The organism is Neisseria sp. 27098_8_112, from assembly GCF_041433235.1.
Taxonomy (GTDB): Bacteria; Pseudomonadota; Gammaproteobacteria; order Burkholderiales; family Neisseriaceae; genus Neisseria.
The window spans coordinates 22872-49241 of the sequence record NZ_JAPWBB010000010.1 but is presented as its reverse complement, the minus strand read 5'-3'; the positions used below and the strand labels follow the sequence as shown (position 1 = coordinate 49241).

At 49.4% G+C, this 26370-nt stretch carries 21 protein-coding genes; 13 read left to right on the top strand and 8 right to left on the bottom strand.

Translation table 11 applies throughout. The features are described from left to right. Positions 1 to 7 precede the first annotated feature (7 nt). The 4 genes from atpA to O3682_RS07750 are packed head-to-tail and all read left to right on the top strand — an operon-like array spanning position 8 to position 4327. Positions 8 to 1555 (top strand): F0F1 ATP synthase subunit alpha, encoded by a 1548-nt coding sequence (gene atpA / locus O3682_RS07765; protein ID WP_003676111.1) that lies wholly within the window; start codon positions 8 to 10, stop codon positions 1553 to 1555. A gap of 24 nt (positions 1556 to 1579) precedes the next feature. Then, positions 1580 to 2455, top strand: coding sequence for a F0F1 ATP synthase subunit gamma (gene atpG, locus O3682_RS07760; RefSeq protein WP_004519003.1), 876 nt, complete (start codon positions 1580 to 1582; stop codon positions 2453 to 2455). A gap of 38 nt (positions 2456 to 2493) precedes the next feature. Continuing rightward, on the top strand, positions 2494 to 3891 hold the full coding sequence (gene atpD / locus O3682_RS07755) for a F0F1 ATP synthase subunit beta (protein WP_003748111.1): 1398 nt from the start codon (positions 2494 to 2496) through the stop codon (positions 3889 to 3891). 10 nt (positions 3892 to 3901) lie between these two features. After that, the gene (locus O3682_RS07750) at positions 3902 to 4327 is read left to right on the top strand and encodes a F0F1 ATP synthase subunit epsilon (protein WP_004519002.1); all 426 of its coding nucleotides are present in this window, start codon (positions 3902 to 3904) and stop codon (positions 4325 to 4327) included. Positions 4328 to 4699: 372 nt separating this feature from the next. On the opposite strand, the gene O3682_RS07745 is transcribed toward O3682_RS07750, so the two are convergent. The 5 genes from O3682_RS07745 to O3682_RS07725 all read right to left on the bottom strand — a co-directional run bounded on the left by O3682_RS07745 (position 4700) and on the right by O3682_RS07725 (position 9542). Beyond that, the gene (locus O3682_RS07745) at positions 4700 to 6412 is read right to left on the bottom strand and encodes a flotillin family protein (RefSeq protein ID WP_004519001.1); all 1713 of its coding nucleotides are present in this window, start codon (positions 6410 to 6412) and stop codon (positions 4700 to 4702) included. A 204-nt stretch (positions 6413 to 6616) separates the two neighbouring features. Then, entirely contained in the window at positions 6617 to 7282 is a 666-nt protein-coding gene (locus tag O3682_RS07740; RefSeq protein ID WP_371509423.1) for a YqiJ family protein, read from the bottom strand. 215 nt (positions 7283 to 7497) lie between these two features. Beyond that, entirely contained in the window at positions 7498 to 8166 is a 669-nt protein-coding gene (locus O3682_RS07735) for a PspA/IM30 family protein (RefSeq protein WP_371509422.1), read from the bottom strand. A 42-nt stretch (positions 8167 to 8208) separates the two neighbouring features. Next, on the bottom strand, positions 8209 to 9000 hold the full coding sequence (locus O3682_RS07730; RefSeq protein ID WP_371509421.1) for a hypothetical protein: 792 nt from the start codon (positions 8998 to 9000) through the stop codon (positions 8209 to 8211). A gap of 41 nt (positions 9001 to 9041) precedes the next feature. Further along, positions 9042 to 9542 (bottom strand): hypothetical protein, encoded by a 501-nt coding sequence (locus tag O3682_RS07725; RefSeq protein WP_107723809.1) that lies wholly within the window; start codon positions 9540 to 9542, stop codon positions 9042 to 9044. 181 nt (positions 9543 to 9723) lie between these two features. Between O3682_RS07725 and polA the strand changes: the two genes are divergently transcribed. The 7 genes from polA to O3682_RS07690 all read left to right on the top strand — a co-directional run bounded on the left by polA (position 9724) and on the right by O3682_RS07690 (position 19670). Beyond that, entirely contained in the window at positions 9724 to 12519 is a 2796-nt protein-coding gene (gene polA, locus O3682_RS07720; RefSeq protein ID WP_371509420.1) for a DNA polymerase I, read from the top strand. A 26-nt stretch (positions 12520 to 12545) separates the two neighbouring features. Continuing rightward, positions 12546 to 13079, top strand: coding sequence for a hypothetical protein (locus O3682_RS07715; protein WP_371509419.1), 534 nt, complete (start codon positions 12546 to 12548; stop codon positions 13077 to 13079). A 14-nt stretch (positions 13080 to 13093) separates the two neighbouring features. Continuing rightward, the gene (locus tag O3682_RS07710; protein WP_371509417.1) at positions 13094 to 13948 is read left to right on the top strand and encodes a hypothetical protein; all 855 of its coding nucleotides are present in this window, start codon (positions 13094 to 13096) and stop codon (positions 13946 to 13948) included. A gap of 206 nt (positions 13949 to 14154) precedes the next feature. Beyond that, positions 14155 to 14649: a GlcG/HbpS family heme-binding protein gene (locus O3682_RS07705; RefSeq protein ID WP_049331674.1), complete on the top strand. Its 495-nt coding sequence runs from the start codon at positions 14155 to 14157 to the stop codon at positions 14647 to 14649. Between the two features lie 247 nt (positions 14650 to 14896). Continuing rightward, positions 14897 to 18172, top strand: coding sequence for a DUF2339 domain-containing protein (locus O3682_RS07700; protein ID WP_371509415.1), 3276 nt, complete (start codon positions 14897 to 14899; stop codon positions 18170 to 18172). A 274-nt stretch (positions 18173 to 18446) separates the two neighbouring features. Then, on the top strand, positions 18447 to 18827 hold the full coding sequence (locus O3682_RS07695; protein ID WP_003748129.1) for a putative zinc-binding protein: 381 nt from the start codon (positions 18447 to 18449) through the stop codon (positions 18825 to 18827). A 42-nt stretch (positions 18828 to 18869) separates the two neighbouring features. After that, a complete protein-coding gene (locus tag O3682_RS07690) occupies positions 18870 to 19670 on the top strand; it encodes a sulfite exporter TauE/SafE family protein (protein ID WP_371509414.1) in 801 nt (266 codons plus the stop codon). 52 nt (positions 19671 to 19722) lie between these two features. Here the strand turns inward: O3682_RS07690 and O3682_RS07685 are convergent, their stop codons facing one another. The 3 genes from O3682_RS07685 to gap all read right to left on the bottom strand — a co-directional run bounded on the left by O3682_RS07685 (position 19723) and on the right by gap (position 23746). After that, positions 19723 to 20256, bottom strand: coding sequence for an SMI1/KNR4 family protein (locus tag O3682_RS07685; protein ID WP_371509413.1), 534 nt, complete (start codon positions 20254 to 20256; stop codon positions 19723 to 19725). Between the two features lie 153 nt (positions 20257 to 20409). Next, complete coding sequence (uvrD, locus tag O3682_RS07680; RefSeq protein ID WP_371509411.1) at positions 20410 to 22617, bottom strand: DNA helicase II; 2208 nt, start codon at positions 22615 to 22617, stop codon at positions 20410 to 20412. A 100-nt stretch (positions 22618 to 22717) separates the two neighbouring features. Next, complete coding sequence (gap, locus tag O3682_RS07675) at positions 22718 to 23746, bottom strand: type I glyceraldehyde-3-phosphate dehydrogenase (protein ID WP_314553041.1); 1029 nt, start codon at positions 23744 to 23746, stop codon at positions 22718 to 22720. Positions 23747 to 24521: 775 nt separating this feature from the next. Between gap and O3682_RS07670 the strand changes: the two genes are divergently transcribed. Together O3682_RS07670 and O3682_RS07665 are read left to right on the top strand one after the other, a co-directional pair. Continuing rightward, positions 24522 to 26057 carry a sodium-dependent transporter gene (locus O3682_RS07670; RefSeq protein WP_371509409.1) on the top strand — a complete coding sequence of 512 codons (1536 nt, stop codon included), beginning with the start codon at positions 24522 to 24524 and terminating at the stop codon, positions 26055 to 26057. Continuing rightward, positions 26057 to 26149 (top strand): methionine/alanine import family NSS transporter small subunit, encoded by a 93-nt coding sequence (locus O3682_RS07665; RefSeq protein ID WP_036472778.1) that lies wholly within the window; start codon positions 26057 to 26059, stop codon positions 26147 to 26149. The genes O3682_RS07670 and O3682_RS07665 overlap by 1 nt, the downstream gene beginning before the upstream one ends. The last annotated feature ends 221 nt before the right edge of the window (positions 26150 to 26370 follow it).

Sequence of the window (26370 nt, the reverse complement as noted above, 5' to 3'; positions counted from 1 at the left end):
AGTTTTCATGCAGCTTAATCCTGCTGAAATTAGCGATTTGATTAAAGCCAAAATCGAAAATCTGTCCGTCAATGCAGAAGTGCGTACCCGTGGTACCGTTGTTTCTGTGACAGACGGTATTGTGCGCATTCATGGCTTGTCAGACGCGATGCAAGGTGAGATGCTCGAATTCCCCGGTAACACTTTCGGTCTGGCCATGAACTTGGAGCGTGACTCCGTCGGTGCCGTAGTGTTGGGTGAGTACGAACACATTAAAGAAGGCGATACAGTTACCTGTACCGGCCGTATTTTGGAAGTGCCGATCGGTCGCGAACTGGTTGGTCGCGTGGTTGATGCATTGGGTCGTCCTATCGATGGTAAAGGCCCAATCAATACAACATTGACTGCTCCAATCGAGAAAATTGCACCAGGTGTGATTGCGCGTAAATCGGTTGACCAACCAATGCAAACCGGCCTGAAAGCTATTGACTCTATGGTTCCGGTTGGTCGTGGCCAACGTGAGTTGATCATTGGTGACCGTCAAACCGGTAAAACTGCCGTGGCACTGGATGCCATCGTTAACCAAAAAGGTACAGGCGTAATCTGTATTTATGTGGCTATCGGTCAAAAAGCATCTTCTATTGCCAACGTAGTACGCAAATTGGAAGAGCATGGCGCGATGGAACATACTATCGTAGTTGCTGCAACTGCTTCTGAAGCCGCTGCACTGCAATACATCGCTCCTTACTCCGGTTGTACCATGGGCGAATTCTTCCGTGACCGTGGTGAAGATGCGTTGATCGTATACGATGACTTGTCTAAACAAGCCGTTGCATACCGTCAAATTTCCTTGCTGTTGCGTCGTCCTCCTGGCCGTGAAGCATATCCTGGCGACGTATTCTATCTGCACTCCCGTCTGTTGGAACGTGCAGCCCGTGTCAGCGAAAACGAAGTTGAAAAACTGACTAATGGCGAAGTAAAAGGCAAAACCGGTTCTCTGACTGCGTTGCCGATTATTGAAACCCAAGCTGGTGACGTATCAGCATTCGTACCAACCAACGTAATTTCGATTACAGACGGCCAAATCTTCTTGGAAACCGACTTGTTCAACGCCGGTATCCGTCCTGCAATCAATGCCGGTATTTCCGTATCGCGCGTAGGTGGTGCAGCACAAACCAAAGTCATCAAAAAACTGGGTGGCGGTATCCGTTTGGCGTTGGCACAGTACCGTGAATTGGCGGCGTTCTCGCAATTTGCTTCCGATTTGGACGAAGCAACACGCAAACAGCTGCAACACGGTGAAGTGGTTACTGAATTGATGAAACAAAAACAATTCAGCACATTGAACACTGCCGAAATGGCATTGACTTTGTGGGCGATCAACAACGGTTCTTACGCAGATGTTCCGGTATCCAAAGCCTTGGCTTTCGAAGCAGAATTCCTGAGTTTCGTACGTACGCAACATCCTGAGGTTCTGGAAGCGATTAATGCATCAGGCGCAATGTCTGACGAAAGCGAAAAAGCATTGACCGAAGCCATGAAATCTTTCAAATCTTCTTACGCTTACCAAGCATAAGTATTGAGATGAAAGGAGTCTGAAATGGCAGTCGGAAAAGAGATTCTCACCAAAATCCGTAGTGTTCAAAATACCCAAAAGATCACTAAAGCGATGCAAATGGTGTCGACCTCTAAAATGCGGAAGACTCAAGACCGGATGCGCTTAGCGCGTCCGTACGCCGAAAAAGTGCGTACAGTGATGAGCCATCTTGCACAGACCAATGCCGATCATGGTATCAAATTGTTGGAGCCACACCGCGAAGTGCGTCGTGCCGGTTTCATTTTGATTACCTCGGATAAAGGTTTGTGCGGTGGCTTGAACGCAAACGTACTGAAAAAGTTTTTGGCGCAAGTTCAAGAGTATCAGGAACAAGGCATCGAAGTCGAAGTCGTGTGCCTGGGTAGTAAAGGTTTGGCTGCATGCCAAAGCATCGGTTTGAATGTTATTGCCAGCGCAACCAATTTGGGTGATACCCCAAAAATGGAATTGCTGCTCGGCCCTCTGACCGAAATCTTCCAACGTTATGAGAAGCATGAATTAGACCGTATCCATATGGTTTACTCACGTTTCGTCAATACAATGCGCCAAGAGCCGCGTATGGAAGTTTTGCTGCCTATCGGTGAAAACGTTATTGACGACGGAACAGGTCATTCTTCATTTACTTGGGAATACCTCTACGAGCCGAGTCCTATCGCTGTATTGGAATATTTGGTTCGCCGCTATTTAGAGTCTGTGGTTTATCAGGCATTGAGCGACAACATGGCATCTGAACAAGCCGCGCGTATGGTAGCGATGAAAGCCGCAACCGATAACGCAGGTAATGCCATTAAAGAATTGCGCTTGGTGTACAACAAATCGCGTCAAGCCGCGATTACCACAGAATTGTCAGAAATTGTAGCAGGTGCAGCGGCAGTTTAATGCCGTCTGAAGCCTGAACAGGAAATTAGGATACGATAATGAGCCAAGGCAAAATCGTACAAGTTATTGGTGCGGTGGTTGACGTGGAATTTCCACGCGACGCTATCCCGCATGTTTACGATGCCCTGAAATTGGACGAGAACGGTCTGACTCTGGAAGTTCAACAGCTTCTGGGTGACGGCGTTGTCCGTACTATTGCAATGGGTAGTTCAGACGGCCTGAAACGCGGTATGTCTGTAAGCAATACTGGTGCGCCAATCACTGTACCGGTAGGTAAAGGTACATTGGGTCGTATTGTCGACGTATTGGGTACGCCTGTTGATGAAGCAGGTCCGATCGATACCGACAAGAGCCGTGCTATTCACCAAACTGCTCCGAAATTCGACGAGTTGTCTTCAACTACCGAATTGTTGGAAACCGGTATTAAAGTGATCGATTTGCTGTGTCCGTTTGCTAAGGGCGGTAAAGTAGGTCTGTTCGGTGGTGCCGGTGTGGGCAAAACCGTGAACATGATGGAATTGATCAACAACATCGCCAAAGCGCACAGCGGTCTGTCCGTGTTCGCAGGTGTGGGTGAACGTACCCGTGAAGGTAACGACTTCTACCACGAGATGAAAGATTCCAACGTATTGGATAAAGTAGCCATGGTGTATGGCCAAATGAACGAACCTCCAGGCAACCGTCTGCGCGTTGCTTTGACCGGTTTGACTATGGCCGAATACTTCCGTGACGAAAAAGACGAAAACGGTAAAGGTCGCGACGTATTGTTCTTCGTCGACAACATCTACCGTTACACTCTGGCCGGTACCGAAGTATCTGCACTGTTGGGCCGTATGCCTTCTGCAGTGGGTTACCAACCGACATTGGCTGAAGAAATGGGTCGTTTGCAAGAGCGTATTACCTCTACCCAAACAGGTTCCATCACTTCCATCCAAGCCGTATATGTACCTGCGGATGACTTGACTGACCCGTCTCCAGCGACAACTTTCGCCCACTTGGACGCGACCGTCGTATTGAGCCGTGACATTGCATCTTTGGGTATTTACCCGGCAGTTGACCCGCTTGACTCTACTTCGCGCCAATTGGATCCGATGGTATTGGGTCAAGAGCATTACGACGTAGCGCGCGGTGTACAGTCTACTCTGCAAAAATACAAAGAATTGCGCGACATTATTGCCATTCTGGGTATGGACGAATTGTCTGACGAAGACAAACTGACTGTGATGCGTGCCCGTAAAATTCAACGCTTCCTGTCTCAACCGTTCCACGTTGCAGAAGTGTTTACAGGTTCTCCAGGCAAATATGTCGCCCTGCGCGATACCATTGCCGGCTTTAAAGCCATCTTGAATGGCGAATACGACCATCTGCCTGAACAAGCGTTCTACATGGTAGGCGGCATCGAAGAAGCAGTTGAGAAAGCGAAAACCTTAAACTAAGGAGGTCGGCATGAGCGTCATGCAAGTTGAAGTGGTCAGTAGCGAGCAAAACATCTATTCGGGCGAAGCCAGCTTTGTGGTGGTTCCGACCGTTCAAGGTGAGCTTGGTATTTATCCACGACACGAGCCGATTATGAGTTTGGTACGCCCCGGCGCATTGCGTTTGACTGTTCCGGGTGAAGCTGAAGAAGTGCTGGTTGCCGTTTCCGGTGGCGTTTTAGAAGTACAGCCTGATAAGATTACCGTATTGGCAGACGTTGCCGTCCGCAGTACCGAAATGGATCAGGCGCGTGCTGAAGCAGCTAAAAAAGCAGCCGAGGCAGGTGTTTCTGCAGCCAAAGATGATAAATCTCTGGCCGAAGCGCACAAAGCATTGGCAGCAGCCATTGCCCAGCTGAAAACTTTGGATTACCTTCGTTCGCAAAAAAACAAGTAATGTGGGTTCATCAAGAAAAAGCACAACGAAATGTTGTGCTTTTTTATTTGCCTGAAGATAAGCAGCTTGGTATTGAAATGTCGATAGATGAGTAGATGGCAAACTTGAAATCGGAACGGTAGAACCGGTTTTTATGACTCAATTGTTGGTGGATCATTTTCAAAGCAGTTAGTCTTGTTATTTGGCTAAGAATAGCCTACTCAATCTTTTTTAACCACAAAAAGCAGGGTGGATAATTCCTAATTTATTGCAACCGCAACAGATCTGAATTGATCAGTATTGAAAATATTAGAATTTGCGGAAGCCCTTGTATAAACAAAAGGCCGTCTGAAACTTTTCAGACGGCCTTTAAACCATTATTACGGTATTCATTTATGATTGGTCGATGGTTTTATCCAGTCCTTGGGTCAGACCGTTGATGTCGCCACCATTCAGTCCCAACTCTTTCAATAGACCGTCAACCAACGGAGCTTGGCTGCGGTAGCGCAGGGCGCTGTTGACCATTTGATCGGCAAGGCTGGCTTGTGTGGTTTGGCCGTCTGAAACACCTTCCGCACCGTTTGCACCACCGGCAAAGCCACCCAGACCATTGACTTGCAAGATTTTGATGTCTTCGATTTTTTCCATCGGGCGGACGGATTCGCGGATGATGTCCGGCAGGTGTTTTAAGAGGGCAAGGCGGACTTGCATTTCAACCTGTTCAACGCTCAGGACGTTGGCAGCCTCGTTTACAGCGCGGGTACCTTCTGCATCAACCTTGTATTGTTGCTCTTGCGCTTGCGCCAACAGAATTTTGGCATCTGCCTCACCTTTGGCTTGCAGGCGGTGTTTTTCGGCTTCGGCTTCGGCGGCAATACGCACGGCTTCTGCGCGGTCTTGTGCGGCTTGTTTTTCGGCTTCGGCAGCAACAGTGAGCGAAATCGCATCTTTTTGCGCGGCTTCTTCTGCGGCAATCAATTCAACCGCTTTGGCACGCTCGGCGCGTTCGGTTTCGCGTACGGTAATCACGCTCTCTTCTTCGCGAACGGCGGCGGCGCGGGCTTTGTCGGCTTCGGCTTTGGCTTCGGATTCAGCACGCGATTTTTCGGCAACGGCGATGGCGCGGTCTTGCTCGGCCAATTCGATGGCTTTGCGGCGTTCAACCTCGGCCTGCTCAACGGCTTGGGCTTTTCTAATGTCTTCGTTTTTAATGTCGCGTTCGGCGGCAATGCGTTTCAAATCCACTTCGCGTTCAGCCGCAATTTTGGCTTCTTCCGCTTCACGTTTTTTCTGAGATTCTTGTTCGGCAATGCTGGCCTCTTGTTCGGCACGGCGGACGGCAATCTCACGCTCTTGTTCGAGTTTGGCGTATTCTTCTTCGCGCGAGATTTTCAGGCGTTGCTGCTCGGCTTCGAGGTTTTTGGTTTTGATTGCCAAATCGGTGTCTTGTTCGATTTCGTTACGTTTTTTGCGGCGGCCTTCGATGGTTTCGGTCAGTTTGGTCAAACCTTCCGCGTCAAAGGCGTTTTGCGGGTTGAAAAATTCGAAGCTGGTTTGGTCGAGGCCGGTCAGGGAAACGGTTTCGAGTTCGAGACCGTTTTTGAACAAGTCTTCACTCACGACTTGTTGTACTTTCTGAACGAAATCAACACGTTTTTCATGCAGTTCTTCCATCGCCATTTCGGCGGCAACGGCGCGTAGGGCGTCAACAAATTTACCTTCGACGAGGTCTTTCAACTCATCGGGAGACATGGTTTTCATACCCAGTGTTTGTGCGGCGGTCGCAATGCTCTCGGCGCTGGGTTTAACGCGGACGTAAAATTCAGCCATCACGTCAACGCGCATACGGTCGCGGGTAATCAGCGCTTGTTGGGCAGCGCGGCGCACTTCAAGGCGCAGTGTATTCATGTTGACGGGGATGATTTCGTGTAACACGGGCAGCACCATCGCACCGCCGTTCATGATGACTTTTTCACCACCAAAACCGGTGCGGACAAATGAGACTTCTTTGCTGGCGCGGCGATACAGACGGGTCAGGATGAGGCCGAGTACAAACAGCGCGACGAGTATGACGCCGGCGATGGTGCCGATGGAGACCAAATTCATGGTTTTTCCTTTCTTCTTGTTAATATGCCTTTGGGGGCGGTGGATTCAGAAGGCTTTGAGAGAAAGAGGCCGTCTGAAAGGGTTAAAAATATGGGTTGAAATAATAGGGGGGTCTAATTGTTATTTCAAATTTCTAGATAATGAGGATAGGGCGGTGAAGTATCTATTTTTCCCGTATCGATAAATCAGCAGTTTCAGACGGCCTTAATCCACCAAGCTTCCGCTCGGATTCAAAATCGCTTTAAATGTATTTCCGTCCAACGACACCAGCAATACCGCATCACCTTGTTTCAATACATCATCAGAGTCAGGTTCTACCATCACATAATGCTGTTGGCCGTAAGCATCTTTCACGCGCACCTGCGCCGCGTTGCCTACCCGAGCTTCACCCAATACCACCGTGCCGACGCGTCCGATCAAACTTTCCTGCGAAACGGCAGTGGTTTCATCTTTCGGCATAATTTTGTACAAACCGCTAGCCGTTACTCGTACCAAGGGTAGGGAAATAAACCAAACGATGACTGCTGCCAGCGTGCCATTCAGATAACTGCCGAATACAGTGGCAAAGGCCGTCTGAAACAGATAACCCGTCAGTCCGTATACGGCAAGAAACACCACCATCAGCATCAACACCGGGATACGTCCGACATACAGCCAGCTCAGGAAACGCACGAATATGCCTGCATCCGCCACATCCAATCCGACTTCGGCGTGCGCGGTTTCGGTCAGACTGTCGGGCAACAGGTTGTCCAACCAATCGCTGATACCGCCTGCCAGCATGGAAATGACTTCCAACACACCGAGCAAAACCATCAGCGCAATGGCAATGCCGAAGATTTCAGTTTCGGGGGCGTTGATTAAATTCCACATATTGCATTTCCTTATTCTTTTTAATTTTCAGACGGCATATATTTTATTTTAAAGTTAAGCCGATTGGATATGGGTATTTTTATTAATTTGTCGTAACTGACAGGATTTTTCCCAATCCGGCATCTTTTTGTTATTGAGGTGTGTATGGTTTTCTTTTTTTCAGACGGCCCCGTGAAGGTAGAGGCCGTCTGAAACTGCGATTTTCTCAATATGGCTTATGATTTCGCTTTCAATGCCGCCAATCTTTCGGCAATGCGGTTGTTGCGGCTTAAGTCTTCCAGTTCTTTCAGCTTGGCCAACTGCGCCGCATCGGTGCTGCTGTGTACCGAGTTTTGGCGACCCATCACACGGTCGAAAGCATTGCCGCTTTTTTCGGCATCACGGGCAATGCGGTTGAGGTCGCTACCGTTGCCGCCGGCTGTTTTGCCTGTCCCCATGCTTTGCTGTGCAGTACGCCAGTCTTGCAACTGCTGCTGCATCTCGCGTTTTTTCGCCTGCAGGGCGGCGATAAAGCCTTCGAGCTCTTTTTCTTGTGCGGCACAATCGGCAATGGTGTTTTCCAAGATGGGCAGACGCGCTTCGATGTCCATCTGCTCGGCGATACCTGCTTCGGCAAGATCATCGCGACCGGCATCTACGGCGGCTTGCAGATTGGCATCGATGGCTTCGTGGCGGTTGCTTTCATCGGCCATTTTCTTGGCGGCAAGGTGTTTCTGCGCCAACACTTTGCCTAACTCAGCACGCACTTCATCTACTGCACGCTCGATTTCGCGGATGCTTTCGTTCATGACCGCTTCAGGCGCAAGGTTTTCCGCCGCATCAATCAGGGCATGAAAACCGCCGCTTACCAGACGGCCTACTCGGCGGGATAGGGTTTCGCTCATTTGGATTTTCCTTTCTTTATGAAATCATGAGAAATTTTGTATTTAGCCAGCATCCGATTGTGCCAACCAGTTGTAACATTGCTCCCATGACAATGTTTCGTTTTCGTCTTCTTTGCCTTCCAATAGGGCTTGTTCTAAAGCTCGTCTGAATGTGGCGCGGGTATTTGGGTGGGTAAACCAAGCCGACAGTCGGGCGGCGAATTGCGTTCTATTCGGACAATGCTCGGGCAGATAGCAGACTTTGTACCAATCCGGCTCGTTGCCTCCATACGGAATTTCTAAATACAAGTCGACAAATTCGCGTAAAGCTGCCGTTTTATCCGCCTGCTTCGTCCAAATTGCCAGCAGTTTGTCGACAACATCCAATCCGGCGAATTGAAACATATTCAGCCAAACGACCAAGCAGCCTTCGTGGCGGGGTGCAGTCAGTTGCGAGTCAAACCAAGCGGCGGCGAAACGTTTTAGCCAATCGATTTCTTCTTCTGTCCAGCATTCAGGTAAATCACAACGCAACTTATCGAGCAACGTTTCATCAAGCGGTCGGACGTCTTCGTCGTTGACCAAAGCCTGCAAAATACGCGGCAGAAAATGTTTCATGTCTAAAGCCGTTGCGGCTGCGTCGTCTAAAGGTACGCTGCCCAAATACGCCTGCAACATATCGACAGGAATCTCGCGTAACGGATATTCTAACAACGTCTGTTGGAAATCCTCGGGAGAACAGCTATTGCAAGTGCAGATATTCAGCGGGAAGCGCACGCTGTAAGGTGCAAATAATTCGTATGCTTCTGCTATCCATTTTTCCATCTTGTCGCTTCTGTCTTCGATGTTGAGCATTGGTATTTAGGAATGGGGGAAGGGGCGTTGTTCAGACGGCCTTAAACTTCATTTGCCTGTTGTACGATCTTCGCCAGCCTCAAAGTGTTTTCAAGCTGTTGCAGAACGCTGTCGTCGTATGCCGCACCTTTGCCTGTTACGGCGAGTTGCAAGATGCTGTCAGTCAGGCGGACGATGCGCCACATCAGTTCGCGTTCGTATTTTTTCAAATCGTCGAGATCGGCTTCTTCGGGCAAGTCGGCGGCGAGCGTTGCGCCTAAATCGGGCAGTTGTTCAAACAACCTCGCCACGATATGCGAATGCACTCCAGCCTGTTTTTCAGCGTGCAAGATTTCGTGTTTTGCCGCTTGGAAAAACTGCTCCTGCGCCGTCAGTGCAGAGCCGTAATCGCGTGTCTGCGTATGCGCCAAGCGCGCCAGCTTGAGCAATTCGCGGATTTTTTCAGACGGCGTATTCGCACCTTCGATTTTTAGTTCGGCAATAAAATCAGCATCTTCCTGAGTGATGCGCACACTAATTGGGATACGGTTCGTTGCATTCATATTCGTTTGCTTTGGTTTGTATTCATTTGAATACAAATATACAAGATGGGGTTCTGAGGCGCAATACTTAAAACCGTATATTTATGTAAACATCAGGCCGTCTGAAACTTGATTTTCGGTTTTCAGACGGCCTTTTCCTTTATAATCCGTACATTATTTTCATACACACAGCAGGTTCCCCATGTCCAACAAACCCACACTCCTTCTCGTTGACGGCTCTTCTTATCTTTACCGCGCCTATCATGCTATGGGGCAGAATTTGTCCGCGCCCGACGGTGCGCCGACTGGGGCGATGTATGGCGTGTTGAATATGCTGCGCCGGCTGCGTGCGGATTATGTGCACGACTATTGCGCGGTGGTGTTTGATGCTAAGGGTAAGAATTTCCGCCACGAGATGTTTCCCGACTATAAGGCGACGCGTCCGCCGATGCCGGACGATTTGCGCCCGCAGGCGGAAGCCTTGCCGGATTTGGTGCGCCTGATGGGCTGGCCGGTATTGGTGATTCCGCAGGTGGAAGCGGACGACGTTATCGGCACTTTGGCTAAGATGGCTAGCGAAGCAGGGTGGAACGTGGTGGTATCTACCGGCGATAAGGACATGGCGCAGTTGGTGAACGAGCGCGTAACGCTGGTGAACACGATGAGCGGCGAGACGCTGGACATTGAAGGCGTGAAGGAGAAATTCGGCGTGCGCCCCGACCAAATCCGCGATTATCTCGCGCTGATGGGCGACAAGGTGGACAACGTGCCGGGCGTGGAGAAGTGCGGCCCGAAAACCGCGGTGAAGTGGCTGGAAGCCTACGGCTCGCTGGCTGGTGTGATGGAACACGCTGCGGAAATCAAGGGCAAGGTTGGTGAAAACCTGCAAGCCGCGCTGCCCCAACTGCCGCTGTCATATGACTTGGTAACGATTAAAACCGATGTGGATTTGCACACCGAGCTTTCAGACGGCCTTGAAAGCCTGCGCCGCACTACGCCTAAATGGGCGCAGCTGGTTGTCGATTTCAAACGCTGGGGCTTCCGCACTTGGTTGAAAGAGGCGGAGAGCCGTATGCACGAAGCGCAAAACACTGATTTGTTCGGTAGCGAGCATATCGGCGAACAAGCCGTATTGGCGATGGAAACACAGCCGGAAAAACAACCCGAACTTGCCCCAGCCCCTGAAAAACTGGATTATCAAGCCGTTACCACCGAAGCGCAGTTTGCCGCTTTGTTGGACAAACTGGCTCAGGCGGAAAAAATCGGCATCGATACAGAAACCACGTCATTAGACGCGATGAACGCCGCGCTGGTCGGTATCAGTATTGCGTTCCAAGCAGGCGAAGCGGTTTACATCCCCGTAGGACACAGCCTGACTGCCGCACCCGAACAGCTTGATTTGCAAGACGTATTAGGCCGTCTGAAACCGCATTTGGAAAACCCCGCCCTGAAAAAAATCGGGCAAAACCTCAAATACGACCAACACGTTTTCGCCAACTACGGCATCGCCCTGAACGGCATTGCCGGCGATTCTATGCTCGCTTCCTACATCATCGAGAGCCATCTCGGACACGGCTTGGACGAATTGTCCGAACGCTGGCTCGGCTTGGAAACCATTACCTACGAATCGCTGTGCGGCAAAGGCGCGAAGCAAATCGGTTTTGCCGACGTCGCCATTGAGCAGGCGACCGAATACGCCGCCCAAGACGCCGATTTCGCCCTGCGCCTCGAAGCGCACCTGCGCGCGCAAATGGACGCCAAGCAGCTTGAAATGTATGAAAAAATGGAACTGCCTGTCGCGCAGGTATTGTTTGAAATGGAACGCAACGGCGTACAAATCGACCGCGCCGAACTCGCCCGCCAAAGCGCGGAACTCGGCGCCGAGCTGATGAAGCTCGAACAAGAAGCCTACGCCGCCGCAGGCCAGCCGTTCAACCTCAACTCGCCCAAACAGCTGCAAGAAATCCTGTTCGACAAAATGGGCATCCCCACCAAAGGCCTGAAAAAAACCGCCAAAGGCGGCATTTCCACCAACGAAGCCGTGCTCGAACAGCTCGCGCCCGACTACCCCCTGCCCAAAATCATCCTGCAAAACCGCAGCCTGGCGAAACTCAAATCCACTTACACCGACAAACTGCCCGAAATGATTTCCCCAAAAGACGGCCGCGTGCATACCACCTACGCCCAAGCCGTCGCCATTACCGGCCGCCTTGCCAGCAACAACCCCAACCTGCAAAACATCCCCATCCGCACCGCCGAAGGCCGCCGCATACGCCGCGCCTTCACCGCACCGCAAGGCAGCGTCATCGTTTCCGCCGACTACTCCCAAATCGAGCTGCGCATCATGGCGCACCTTTCCGGCGACAAAACCCTCATCGCCGCGTTCCAAAACGGCGAAGACGTACACCGCCGCACCGCCGCCGAAGTGTTCGGCATCGCCCCCGAAAACGTCTCGTCCGAACAACGCCGTTACGCCAAAACCATCAACTTCGGCCTGATTTACGGCATGGGCCAATACGGCCTTGCCAAATCATTAGGCATCGACAACATCTCCGCCAAAAACTTTATCGACCGCTACTTCGCCCGCTATCCCGGCGTCGCCGAATATATGCAGCGCACCAAAGAACAAGCTGCCGCGCAAGGCTTCGTCGAAACCCTGTTCGGCCGCCGCCTTTACCTGCCCGACATCCACAACAAAAACGCCAACGCCCGCGCCGGAGCCGAACGTGCCGCCATCAACGCCCCCATGCAGGGCACCGCGTCCGACCTCATCAAACGCGCTATGATAGATGTATCCCGTTGGTTGGTTTCAGATGACCTGAAGAGCAAACTGATCATGCAGGTGCATGACGAACTGGTGCTGGAAGTACCCGAAGCCGAACTGGATTTAGTGAAAGAAAAACTGCCGCAGATTATGGCGAAAGTGGATGAAGGGATGTTGAACGTGCCGCTGGTGGCAGAAGTGGGCGTGGGTATGAATTGGGAAGAGGCGCATTGAGATAAACAATGAGTCAAGGAATATCTATGTTGAAAAAATCAGTTTATTTTATTCTTAGTTTATCAATAATTTTATTTTTGATTTTAATAATTTTATTTTTTCTGTCTCAAGCATCGATTTGGGTAAAGAAAAATAACACTGTTGCAATTCCAATCATTACAGCAATTATTGGTTTGATTGGTGTAATGTGGACTCAGTGGCAATCCAAGTCAAGAGATATTGCAGAAAGTCATAGAAATAGCAAAATAGAAACTTATTCTTTATTTTTTGATATTATTGAAAAATTTCAAAGATCAATTAAAAATGACCAAGAGATTGATATTTTGTCAGATGTTGATCTGCAAGCTAAATTTGAAAAGCTAAATCGAGGGTTTATCTTATGGGCTTCCGATGAAGTTATTCAAACATGGATTGAATTCAGAAAAAACTCTAGTGAGAATACGTTGGATAAAATCGATAATGTATATCGTGCTATCCGTAAAGACCTAGGACATAAAGATAAAAAGCTTAAGAATCTTGATCTAATTAGAATAAATTTATCAAATCCTAATGAGTTATAGAAAGAACATAAGAAATGAGTAACAACAATCAAGAAAACAAATTTGAATGGATTGAGATTGTACGAGGGGCTTTTGCTGGTTTGAGTTGTCTAATGATTTATTGGGGATGGTCGAAAGATACCAATGATAGTTTTCTAAAATCTTTTAATCTTTCTCCTGAATCATTATTTTTATTTGGTATATTTTTTTCTATTTTATTTCTTGTAAGTTCTTTAGAAAAAATTTTTTCTCCCATTGTAGAATTATTTTTAACCAAACTCGTCATTACGCTATCTGTAACTGGGTTGTTAATGATATGTATGGTGCAATCGTCTGAAATGCTAAATAAAATTTTCTCTGTAGATGCTTCTTTGTTGCCATTTTCAAGATCTTTTCTAGCAGGAATATTATTTTTTAAAAAGGTTTACCCATTTTCCATGCTTTTAATGATATTAATGATTTTATATTATCTACTTCAAATTATTGATATAATTAAGGAAAATGGCAAAGATGGCTGGCCTGTATATATTAAATATTCCATTTTTATTATACCTACAGTAGCGTGTTTAGTATTTTCATATAAATTTAATAATGTATATTTTAATAATAAAATTTTACCTAAAAAGGCATATATTCTGGCTAAAGAATTAGATTTTTATTCTAATGAAGTGTGCAATCTTTCAGCGGAGAGTAAAAATAAAAAGATTATTTATATGGATACACAATATAAATATGTTTTAGTAGATAAAACAATGTCCGCAGAGCAAGATTTATGGGGGGTTATTAAATATGCATCAGACTCGGGAGATGCAGATGCCAGTATATTTTATAATTTTGATTCATATGAGAAACCAGATTTGATAGTACAGAGGTGTTTATCTGATTTTTAGTGAGCAGTAGAAAAAACTGCGGATTACATCCTGCCTGTGGGCTATATGAACTTTTGAGTACAACACATGGTAATTGAACTACGAAACCCATCCAGGGTCGTCTGAAAACCTATCTTATGGTTTTCAGACGACCTTTATTCTTCCCGCCGACAGGCATACAATCAAAAGTGCAGTACCTTTCATTGATTCAATACAAGGAGACAGTTATGCGTGGCATAAAATCAGTTGCATTGTTGTGTACTTTGGCATTGGGTGCGCCGGCGTTTTCGGCGGGTTTGACCAAAACGCTGCCGGGCGATTTGACGACGGCTCAGGCGCAGGCGGTGGTGCAGGCTTCGATGAAAAAGGCGCGTGAAATCAAGGTGCCGATGAATATCGCGGTCATGGACGCGGGCGGTAATTTGAAGGCGTTTACGCGTATGGACGACGCGTTTATCGGCAGCATCGATATTGCGCAGAAAAAGGCGAAAACGGCACGCTATTTCAATATGTCCACTCGCGATTTGGGCAAGGCTTCGCAGCCGGGTGGCGAGCTTTACGGTATTGAGGTGACCAACGACGGTTTGGTGATTTTTCCCGGCGGTGTGCTGTTGGTGGATAAAAACGGTGTTATCGTCGGCAGTGTCGGTGTGAGCGGCGGCTCGGTCGATGAAGACGAAAGCGTCGCGAAAGCAGGTGCGGCAGTATTGTCGGGAAGTTAAGCCGTAGTTTGAAACAAGACCCAATGCGTTTCTTTTCATGATTTGCGTTGGGTTGTTGAAATAGGTAGAGGCCGTCTGAAAATGTGGGTTTAACCCCACACTATTTTCAGACGGCCTTTTTCTATGCCGATTCTTTATATTCTATTCACCGTATGCTTTTATTCTCGGCCTTTTATCTCTTTTTTTCATGAATAATGTTGCCAGTGTTACAATCGGCATATTCTTATTGTTATCAAACAGGTGTTTTATGCAGTTTTTCGGCCTGCTTATTCCTATTATTATCGGCTATTTTGCTGATGAAATGTTCACCGGCGTCATTATTGGGTCGTTGTTTTGGCTGGTTGCTTGGTCAATCGCCAAACAACGTCAAGAAGAGCGTTTGGCTGAATCTGCTACGGCAGGCGACAGGATGCAAAAGCTGGAGCAGGAAATCGAGCTGCTGAAACAGCGTTTGTCGGTGTTGGAGCATGAGGCTGTCCGTGATGAGGCGAAGGTAGGGCAGGGGCTTGAGGCGCGGCCTGCTGCAGATGTTCAGACGGCCTCTGAGCCGCTTCATGTTCGGGTTGAGGCGGAAGCTGCGCCTGTTAAGCAGAAAATTGAAGAGGCGTTTGCTCCTTCTTTTTCTATACCTATTGATCCTGTTCCTGCCAAGGCTTCTGCTTCGCCTGAGCCTGTTGTGGAATCGGAAGTTATTGAAGCGGTTGCTGCTGAACAAGAAGAGCAGTCTAAGGAAAAAACTGTTGTTGCTTCGATGCCGTCTGAAAGCGAAGAAGTGCCATCGCGTCAATTCGTTATTCATAAAAATCAGGCGGAAGGCGGAGAGTATAAGTTTTCCGACAATCCGATTGTTGCTTGGTTCTTGCGCGGTAATCCGCTGTTGAAAACCGGTATTGTGGTGCTGTTCCTCGGCTTGGCGTTCCTCTTGCGCTATGCCTCGGAGCGGGTTCATGTACCGGTGGAGCTGCGTTATTTGACTGTGGCTGGCGCGGGGTTGGCGGCGGTGGTCGGTGGCTGGAAGCTGCAAAGCCGTAAGCGTGAATATGGCTTGGTGTTGCAGGGTTTCGGCGTGGCGGTGATGTATTTGACGGCGTTGGCGGCGTTGAAACTGCATCCGCTGCTGCCTGTGTCGGTCGTGTTCGGGCTGATGGTGGCGATGGTTGTGCTGATGGCGTGGCTGGCGGTAAGGCAGAATGCGCAGATTATGGCGCAGGTTGCTTTAATCGGCGGTATGGCCGCGCCTTTGCTGACTTCAGACGGCAGCGGCAATTATTTGGTGCTATTCTCTTATCTTGCCCTGCTCAATGCCGGTGTGGCCGCGATTGCTTGGTTTAAGGCATGGCGTCCGCTGAACCTGACGGGTTTTGCCGCTACTTTTGCGATTGCCGCGCTGTGGGGCATGCGCAGTTATACGCCGCAACATTTCGCCACTACCGAGCCTTTCCTGATTTACCACTGGCTGCTCTATACCTTTATCGCTTATCTGTTTGCACGCCGTAAGCTGACGGAAAACAGCGAAGACAGCGTTACGCCGATTGCCGACAATGCGACTTTGGAAGAAATCGGCAAGAGTATTTATACACACGGCCTGCGCGTTCATGTCCTCGACCATACTTTATTGTTTGGCACAATGGCGGCAGCATTCGGCCTGCAATACCGCATGGTGGAGCATTGGCCGTCTGCGGATGCACTTTCCGCATTGGGTTTTGCCGCTGTTTACGGACTGGCCGCGCTGCTGCTGAAACGTCAGCAGGGTTTGTATATTTTGCGTCAGGCGTTTTTTGCGTTGGCGGTATTGTTCCTCACGATTGCCGTTCCGCTTTATTTTGAACCGAGCAATACGGTCATTTTGTGGAGTGCCGAATCCGCACTGGTTTATTTCTTCGGTCTGCGCCAACAGCGTCCGCATATCCGTTTGGGTGCGCTGATGGTTTATCTCTTGGCGGCACTGATTCAGTTGGGCAATTATCAGGGCTTCGGCACGGATACCGTTCTGGAAGGGCAGTGGTTTACAACGGTTGTGGTGTTGCTTGGCGGAGCGGCGATTTATTTGCTGTGGTATTTCTCGCGTCGCGAAGGTTCGGCGCAATGGGAAAAATCCGTTCAGACGGCCGTCTTGTCTACCGCCTTGCTGTACATCTCTATTTTGCCTTTGCTCTTCTTGGCCGACCAAGGCAGCATTGTCGCTCTTTCCGCTTTGGCGGCGGCGTGGGCATTCTGCCGACGCAAACATGAGCCTAATGTGTTTATCACATTTGCCTTGGGCAATGTATTGTTCGCCCTGTTGCTGCAAGCCGGTATTATTTATGAATCCCAAGGCTTCCTGAGCCATCTGTACCTTATTGCCGCTACGCCTTTGCTGTTTGCGGCTGCCTACGCGCTGCAATATCCACGCGTGCAGGTTGCAAGCGAAAAGCCGGAAGGAAACGAGGTTTACTTTGCGCAGGTTTCAGGCTGGATCATCCTGCTTACTGCGTTGGCGACAGGTAGCTACGCCCTTTATATGCAATGGACAGGCGAGGAAACCCTGTTTATCGAGTTGTGGATGTGGCCGATATTTGCCGGCCTGCTGCTGTTTGCCAAACGTTTGAAATGGGAAGAGCTGCTGCAGGCAAACTTGGCATTCCTGCCTGTGTTTGCCCTGCATTTTGTCTTTTACCATACCGAACACGCATGGACAGCCGCCGCAGCCTTGCCGCTTGCCGCAGCCACCGTGTTGAACTTCATCATTCTGAACAACTATCCGCGCCATGATCTGATTTGGTTACACAAACTCAATATCACGATACTCGGCGTACTTTGGACGCTTTGGACGGCGCTGTATGTCGGCGGCCTTCTCTCCGGCGTTTGGGCGCAGCTTTCATGGCTGGTTGTACCTTTGGCGATGTGGATTGTTTTCCATACGCAGCGCCAACGCGAATTTTTCAGACGGCATCAAACCATTTATCAACATTTTGCTATGCCGTTGTGCGTCCTTGCCGCCGCCTGTTGGATGCTGTGGACCAACTTCTCCACGCCGTTCCAACCTTCGCCGTTGCCGTATATTCCCGTGCTCAATCCGGTGGAACTCGCCAGCGCCGGCATGCTTTGGTTTGCCCTGAAATCTCTGCCCGAAGCCTTGCCGCCCGACCTTCGCCGTACCACGGCAACTACAGTCGCCGCCTTGGCATTTATGCTGATCAGTGCAGGCGTGATGCGCGTATGGCATTTCTACGACGGCATCACTTGGCGTCTCGACATCATGCTCCAATCCTTCGGCCTGCAAGCCAGCCTCTCCGTCGTTTGGGCAGTAACCGCCATCATCTTGATGGTACTCGGCAACCGCCGCAAACAGCGTTCCTACTGGATGACCGGCGCGACACTGATGGGCATCGTAGTCGTCAAACTCTTCCTGATCGAGCTTTCCAACAGTGGCGGTATCGCGCGCATCGTCTCCTTCATCATCGTCGGCCTGTTGCTACTTTTGGTCGGCTGGTTTGCCCCCGTTCCGCCCAAAGCAGAGAATGATGGCGAACACAAAGCCTAATCATTAACTTCAAATAAAAAGGCCGTCTGAAAAAGCAGCGTTATCTGTTTTCAGACGGCCTTTATTTTTTTAGAAGGTAGCATCTGCTTTGTTCTGGAATGTCTAATCGTATTGAGTTATGATGGCTTTTAATATGTAAATGGATACGCCGTAGGCCGTCTGAAAAAAGAAAACGGGTGCAACCCGAATATCCGCATACCGCGCATGATGCACCCGACAGACTGATCATGGGCGGACACATAAAGATAAAAACCGCTACCGAAGGAAATAGAAAATGCCTAACCGCAATGAGCTTCCCTTAATTTATTCTTGTTCCGGATGTTCCGATGTGGCGCAGCTGGCCAACAACACAGCCGTGGCGCTCGACCATGCCGGAGAATTTGAAATGTCGTGCATTTCCGGCGTGGGCGGCAAAGTCGCACCGTTGGTGCGCAAAGCGCAGTCCGGACGGCCGATGTTGGTTATTGACGGCTGTCATCTGCATTGCGCCAAATCGTGTTTGGAAAATGTGGGCGTTGAAATCCCGGAAGGGCATCATGTAAAACTATACGAACTGGGCTACAAAAAACGCTTTGGCAAAAGCTATGACGAGGCTACGGTAGAAGAAGTTTATCAATATGTTTTGACGAAGAAGGGCGATGTATTGAGCAGTTAATAACTTTTAATAACAAAAAATTTAATCAAGAGGAAACAATCCATGGAACAATTATTTATTCCCGGCAGTATTATTGCCGATTATTTTTATATCGGCCTTTTCCTGCTGGTTGCCGCGTCTTTGATTGCGGGCTATGTCGATGCTATTGCGGGCGGAGCAGGGCTGATTTTGATTCCCGCATTTTTGATGGTAGGTTTATCGCCTCAGGTCGCGTTGGCACAGGAAAAATTGGTGAGTACCATCGGTACGGTGGCTGCGATTAAAAATTTTATGAAGAGCAGTTCGATCGTATGGCATATTGTGCCGGTTGGCATTGTTGCGGCTTTAATTGGGGCATTTGTCGGTGCAAAAGTCATTTTGATTCTTCCGGTGGAAACCATCAATTACATTATTCTTGCGTTTTTGCCCATAGGCTTGCTGGCAACTTTGTTTAAAGGTGTTTTGCTGAAAAAAGAAGACGAGCGTGGCGAGATAAAAAAATCCGTTATCGCCGTATTTTTAACTTGTCTGATTGTTGGTTTTTATGACGGTTTTTTTGGCCCGGGTACAGGTAGTATTTTCATCATTGCTTTGTTTGTCATTAACAAATTGTCGTTGTTGCAGGCTTCAGCTACTTCCAAGATTTTCAATTTTGCTTCTAACATCGGGGCATTTGTTGCCTTCTTGATAGCAGGGAAAATGGCGTTCCTAATCGGAATCCCGATGATTTTGGCAAATTTGTTGGGCAACCATTTTGGCAGCCTCCATGCTATTAATTCAAACGGGGAAGTTATTCGTAAGGTTTTGGTTGTAACGGTTTTGCTGATTATCGTTTCAATGGCATATAAGGCTTTTTCGGCTTAGTAGGTAGATGTTAAAAGGCCGTCTGAAAAATTTTCAGACGGCCTACTTTTTATTAGTTATCTAAAAACTCATCTTCATGCCGCAAGCTGCGGATAAAGGTTTCAAAATCGGGGGCAAGTTCGACTATTTCAAAATCCCATTCTTGTTCGACAAGCACCACTTTCGGCTCTCCGTCTTTTCCACACTCTCGGTAGTCCAAGGCAAACATGGCATGTCCTGCAGATGGGTCGTTAGCAAAATACACGCCGATAGGCGGATATTCCCATTCTTCCAGCCAAAGTTTTTGCCCCATCTTGCCGCAGAGGCTCCCTTCTTTTTCAAAACCGATTCCTGATACCTCGCAAATTTGCACATGATCTTCCGCCCACGAATTTCTCTGAGTGGTCGGAAAGCAGTTTTTGACAAATATCCCGCCGTTTTGTACTGCCATCAATGCAATAAAACTTTGCGGCAATTTATAGCCTAGCTCACTTTCTACAGCGGCTAAAATCTCAGGGGTAAATGGGGCTTCTTTGTAGTCCTTATCCGCCCAACTATTAAATTCCCAAACGGAGGACAAGTCAAAATCTTTAAAAATTTGGGGCATAATGTTCTTCCTTATTGATTTCAGTTATAACAGGTGGGTGGGTATTCATACCCGACTTTTACCGTCTGTCATTCCCGTCTGGGCGGGAATGACGGCGAAATTTTGGGCAAAGCTGTTGCCCTCGTTTTTCAGACGACCTCTGCCATCTCCCTTTCACATCTCTTCCAATTTCGCAAACTTGGTGTCCAACTCTTTCACGCCCTGTTTGCCGAAGTTAATGGTCAGTCGGGCGGATTCGCCTTTGTCTACGGCATCGATGATGACGCCGGTGCCGAATTTGGCATGGCGGACGTTTTGGCCGATGCGGAAGCCTGCGTAGGTTTGCGGCTGTTTGTAGTCGTCGATGATTTTGTCCCGTTGTACGGTGGTTTGGCGCGTGTTGCCGTAGCTGTCGAAGGCAGGTTTTTTGACCGACAGGTAGTGCAATACTTCGGGCGGGATCTCTTCGACGAAGCGGGAGACGATGCCGAATTGGGTTTGTCCGTGCAGCATGCGTTGCTGTGCCATGGTGATGTAGAGGCGTTTGCGGGCGCGGGTGATGGCGACGTACATGAGGCGGCGTTCTTCTTCGAGGCCGCCGCGTTCGGCAAGGCTCATTTCGCTGGGGAAGCGGCCTTCTTCCATGCCGGTGAGGAAGACGGCGTTGAATTCCAAGCCTTTGGAGGCGTGGACGGTCATGAGTTGGACGGCTTTTTCGCCTGCGCCTGCTTGGTTTTCGCCGGATTCGAGGGCGGCGTTGCTTAGGAAGGCGAGGATAGGGAAGGCGGAGTCGTCTGAAATGTTTTCAGGCAGGGTTTCAAAGTTGCTGTCTTCGGGTTTGAACTCGATGGCGGCGTTGACGAGTTCGTCGAGGTTGTCGAGGCGGTCTTGGTTGTCGCCTTTTTGGGTTCGGTAGTGTTCGGTTAGGCCGCTGTCTTTGAGGATACCGACGATGATTTCGGGCAGAGGCATTTGTCCGACTTGGTTGCGCAGGGCTTCAATGAGGCGGACGAAGGCGGCGACTTTGGTGGCTTTTGCGCCGGCGTTGCAGGCTGCCTGCCAGAGGGTGATGCCTTGTTCATTTGAGGCCGTCTGAAGGTTTTCGATGGTGCGTGCGCCGATGCCGCGCGGTGGGAAGTTAATCACGCGCAAGAGGGCGTTGTCGTCGTCGGGATTGACGGCGAGACGCAGGTAGGCGAGGGCGTGTTTGATTTCTTGGCGTTCGTAAAAGCGCAGGCCGCCGTAGATTTTGTAGGGTATGCCGCTGCGGAACAGGCTTTGTTCGATAACGCGGGATTGGGCGTTGCTGCGGTAGAGGACGGCGATTTCGTCCAAATCCCAGCCTTCGCGTTCGAGGGCTTTGGTTTCATCCACGATGAATTGGGCTTCTTCGAGATCGGTAAAGACGGAGTAGTAGCGGATTTTGTCGCCTGCTTCGGCGTCGGTGCGCAGGTTTTTGCCGAGGCGTTCGTCGTTGTTTTCGATAACAGCGTTGGCGGCGGCGAGGATGTTGCCGACGGAGCGGTAGTTTTGTTCGAGTTTGACGGGCGCGTCGATGTGGAATTCTTCCATCAGCGCGGTCATGTTGCCGACGTTTGCGCCGCGGAATCGGTAAATGCTTTGGTCGTCGTCGCCGACGGCAAAGACGGCGGCATTGTTGCCGGCAATCAGTTTCAGCCAGGTGTATTGCAGCTTGTTGGTGTCTTGAAACTCGTCGACCAGAATGTGGTTGAAGCGGTTTTGGTAGTGTTGGCGCAGGATTTCGTTGTTTTGCAGCATTTCGTAGCTGCGGAGCATGAGTTCGGCAAAATCGACCACGCCTTCGCGTTGGCAGATTTTGTCGTATTCGGCGTAGCACTCAATCATGCGGCGTGTGTGCGGATCGGGCGCGCTCAAGACGGAAGCGCGCAAGCCGGATTCTTTTTGCGCGTTGATAAAGCCTTGCAGCGAACGCGGCGCGATGATTTCTTCGGCGATGTTGAGGCTTTTGAGCAGGCGTTTGATCAGGGAAAGCTGGTCACCGCTGTCGAGGATTTGGAAGGAAGAGGGCAGGCCTGCGTCGCGGTGGTGTAGGCGTAAAAAGCGGTGGCAGAGGCCGTGGAACGTGCCGAGCCACATGGCGCGGACGTTGACGGGAATCATCGCGCCCAAACGTGTCTGCATTTCTTTGGCGGCTTTGTTGGTAAACGTTACCGCCATAATGCTGTGCACGCTGGCTTGTCCGCTTTGCAAAAGCCATGCGATACGCGTGGTCAGCACGCGCGTTTTGCCGCTGCCCGCGCCTGCCAAAACGAGGGCGGATTGCGGCGGCCAGGTTACGGCGGAAAGTTGTTCGGGGTTTAAGCCTTGCAGCAGATTGGGGGCGGATTCGTTGGGAAACATGAAGAGGCCGTCTGAAAATAAATGGGAATGCGATATTTTAAAGGAAATACAAAAGGCCGTCTGAAAAGATGTTTCAGACGGCCTTTGTGTTGGAAGCCGATTAGAACGGACGTACTTCCAAACCGAACATACGGCGCGCGGTGTTCAGCATTTGGCAGCTGAAGCCCCACTCGTTGTCGTACCATGCGAACACTTTAACCATTTTGCCTTCGGTTACTTTGGTCAGCGTAGAGTCGAATGTGCTGGCTTGGGTGGTGTGGTTGAAGTCCATAGAAACCAGCGGCAGGGTGTTATAACCCAAAACGCCTTTCAGACGGCCTTCTTCGGAAGCGGCTTTCATCAGCGCGTTGATTTCTTCGACAGAAGTCTCACGGCTTGCTTGGAAGCTCAGGTCAACCAGGGAAACGTTGACGGTCGGTACGCGGATGGCGAGGCCGTCGAGTTTACCTTTGAGGGCAGGCAATACCAAGCCGACGGCTTTTGCTGCGCCGGTTTTGGTCGGAATCATGTTTTCCACGCCGCTACGCGCACGGCGCAGGTCTTTGTGGCGTACGTCGGTTACGGTTTGGTCGTTGGTCAGCGCGTGGATGGTGGTCATCACGCCGTTTACGATACCGATGTTTTCGTTCAACACTTTGGCCACAGGTGCCAAGCAGTTGGTGGTACAAGACGCGTTGGAGATAACGGTCATGTCGTCGGTAATCACGTCGTCGTTTACGCCGTAAACGATGGTTGCGTCAACGTCATCGCCGCCGGGAGCGGAAATCAGCACTTTTTTCGCGCCGCTTTCCAAGTGGATTTTGGCTTTCTCTTTGCTGGTAAATGCGCCGGTACATTCCATTACCAGGTCAACGCCCAATTCGCCCCATGGCAATTCGGCTGGGTTGCGGGTGGAGAAGTAAGGGATTTTTTTACCGTTGATGATGAGGTGTTTTTCATCATGGGAAACATCGGCGTCAAAGCGGCCGTGAACAGTGTCGAATTTAGTCAGGTGAGCGTTGGTCTCGATGCTGCCGCTGGCATTGATGGCAACGATGTCGAGTTGGTCTTGCAGTTTGTAGTCAAAAATAGCGCGCACTACTTGGCGGCCGATACGGCCGTAACCGTTGATGGCAACTTTGATACCCATGGCTTTTCCTCTTCTTTTGGGTTTGGGTTGTGGAGTGAATGGTGGCAATTATAGCAAAATTGTAGTGCTGTGTAATTAATGTTTTATTGAAAATTTTAGGTTCGATTATTTTTGATTGTAGATGATTAGAGTAGAAATACAGGTTTAAATTTAATGTTATTTTGTATTTTTTGAAATTTTATTTTCCATTAATTCTATTTTTAGTGTTTTATGCTCGTTTTAAATCATGGTAATGAATGAAACGGGAAAGGCGGATTGTTTTTGTTTATATTAAACAGAATTTGAGTGTGGCTTTTGATTACAACATACAACAGTGTAATTTTCAGACGGCCCGGGTTTAATCGAGCAAAAGGAAAAGACCGTCTGAACATTTTTGATGACATGGAATTTAAACGCCTTGGATTCCCGGTTTTCCTTGCCGGATAAGGGGAGGGCGGTTTTTAGCAAAGGGGAAAATTGTCGGAACAAGGGAGGGAAAAACGGTGGATTGAGCTGTGTTTGGGGGTTATATAAATAAGTGTATGAAGGTTTTAGTCGTAGTGTATGAAGATTTTGCTTGTGATTTTAATTTAATTATGACTTGTCAACACTGTTAAATTTTTTTACGATAAGGTCAGATTATGTTTGCATGGCCATAAGCGGTGCATCCTCTATACCGGATATTATCCTTGTCCGAATATCTACTTTAACCGACCGGCTTGTCCGGCCTGATTCCTAAATATATACGCGCAAGGCTGAACGGCCTTGGCGACACTCGAATTTTAAGAGGTTCATCGTGTCAAATTCTCAATCCAGCGAACGCGCGACGTTTAGCAGTCGCCGCGCCTTTATGTTTGCTGCCATCGGCTCGGCCGTGGGCTTAGGCAACATTTGGCGATTCCCTTACATCGCTTTCGACAACGGCGGCGGTGCTTTCGTTCTCCCTTACTTGGTTGCGTTGTTGACGGCAGGTATTCCGCTGTTGCTGCTCGACTATGCCATCGGCCACCGTTACCGCGGCTCGCCACCTTTGGCTTTCCGCCGCCTCGGCCGTTTGTTTGAGCCGATGGGTTGGTGGAACTTCCTGACCAACGTCATCATCTGTATCTACTACGCCGTGATTGTCGGCTGGGCGGCAAGCTATGCCTATTATTCTTTGACTTCGGCATGGGGTGCGGATCCGCAGACCTTCTTCTTCAAAGACTTCCTGCAAATGGCCGATGCCAAAGACTTGGGCTTGGACTTTGTCGGCAAAGTTGCCGGCCCGCTGATTGCCGTGTGGGTGTTTACGCTGGCGATTATGGCTTTGGGCGTACAAAAAGGTGTGGCCGGTGCATCCACATTCTTCATGCCTTTGTTAGTAGTGATGTTTGTCATCATGGTGGGTATTGCCCTGACTCTGCCGGGTGCGGCAAAAGGTTTGGACGCTTTGTTTACGCCTGATTGGAGCCGATTGTCCGATCCGAAAGTCTGGGTAGCCGCATATGGTCAGATTTTCTTCTCGCTCTCTATCTGCTTCGGCATCATGATTACTTATTCTTCTTACCTGAAGAAAAAAACCGACTTGGGCGGCACCGGCTTGGTTGTCGGCTTTGCCAACAGCAGCTTTGAGTTGCTCGCCGGTATCGGCGTATTTGCCGCATTGGGCTTTATGGCTCACGCGGCAGGCAAGGAAGTCAGCGAAGTGGCATCCAACGGTATCGGTTTGGCGTTTATCGCGTTCCCTACCATCATCAACCAAGCCCCTATGGGCGCATTGATCGGCGTGTTGTTCTTCGGCTCGCTGGTGTTTGCCGGTGTCACTTCCATGATTTCCATCGTTGAAGTGATTGTGGCCGCGATTCAAGACAAAATGAACATCGGCCGTGTCAGCGCAACGCTGATTGCAGGCGTGCCAATGGCGATTATTTCCACCTTGCTGTTCGGTACGACTACCGGCCTGCCTGTGTTGGACGTGTTGGACAAATTCATCAATACTTACGGCATTGTGGCTTCCGGTTTTGTTTACGTTCTGGCGATTGTTTTGTTGCGCAAACTGCCCGAACTGCGCAATCACTTGAACGCGTTGTCTTCCATCCGTGTCGGCAAAGTGTGGACTGCCAGCGTGGTGGTTACCGTCGCTATGCTCGGCTATATGCTGTATCAAGATACCGCCGGCCTCTTAAAAGAGAATTACAGCGGCTATCCTGACAGCTTCCTCAATATCTTCGGTTGGGGCATGGTAGGCGCTCTCTTGGTATTGTCCGTCCTGCTGTCTTTCTTGCCGTGGAAACATGGTCAGAACTTCAACGTCAAAGACGAACATGAACACGAACGTGAAGGAGACGAATAATGAGTACTTCAGCCATTATTATGATGCTTGTCGCATTGATCGTCATTTGGGGCGGATTCATCGTCTCCGTCCTGCGCCTGCCTAAAGAATAAGGTTTGAGCAAATGAAAAGGCCGTCTGAAACTTAAATTTCAGACGGCCTTTTTGCGACATGACGGGGAACGTGGGAAAGAAGGATTCCCCTGATTGGCGGGGTAGTCTGGAAATTTGATTATGTATTATTGATTATGATGTGTAAATTATATCTATTTGTTTTTAAAAGATTTTAGTCCGATTGTCGTTTTAATGAACCGTTGTTCCCTTTGGACTCTACC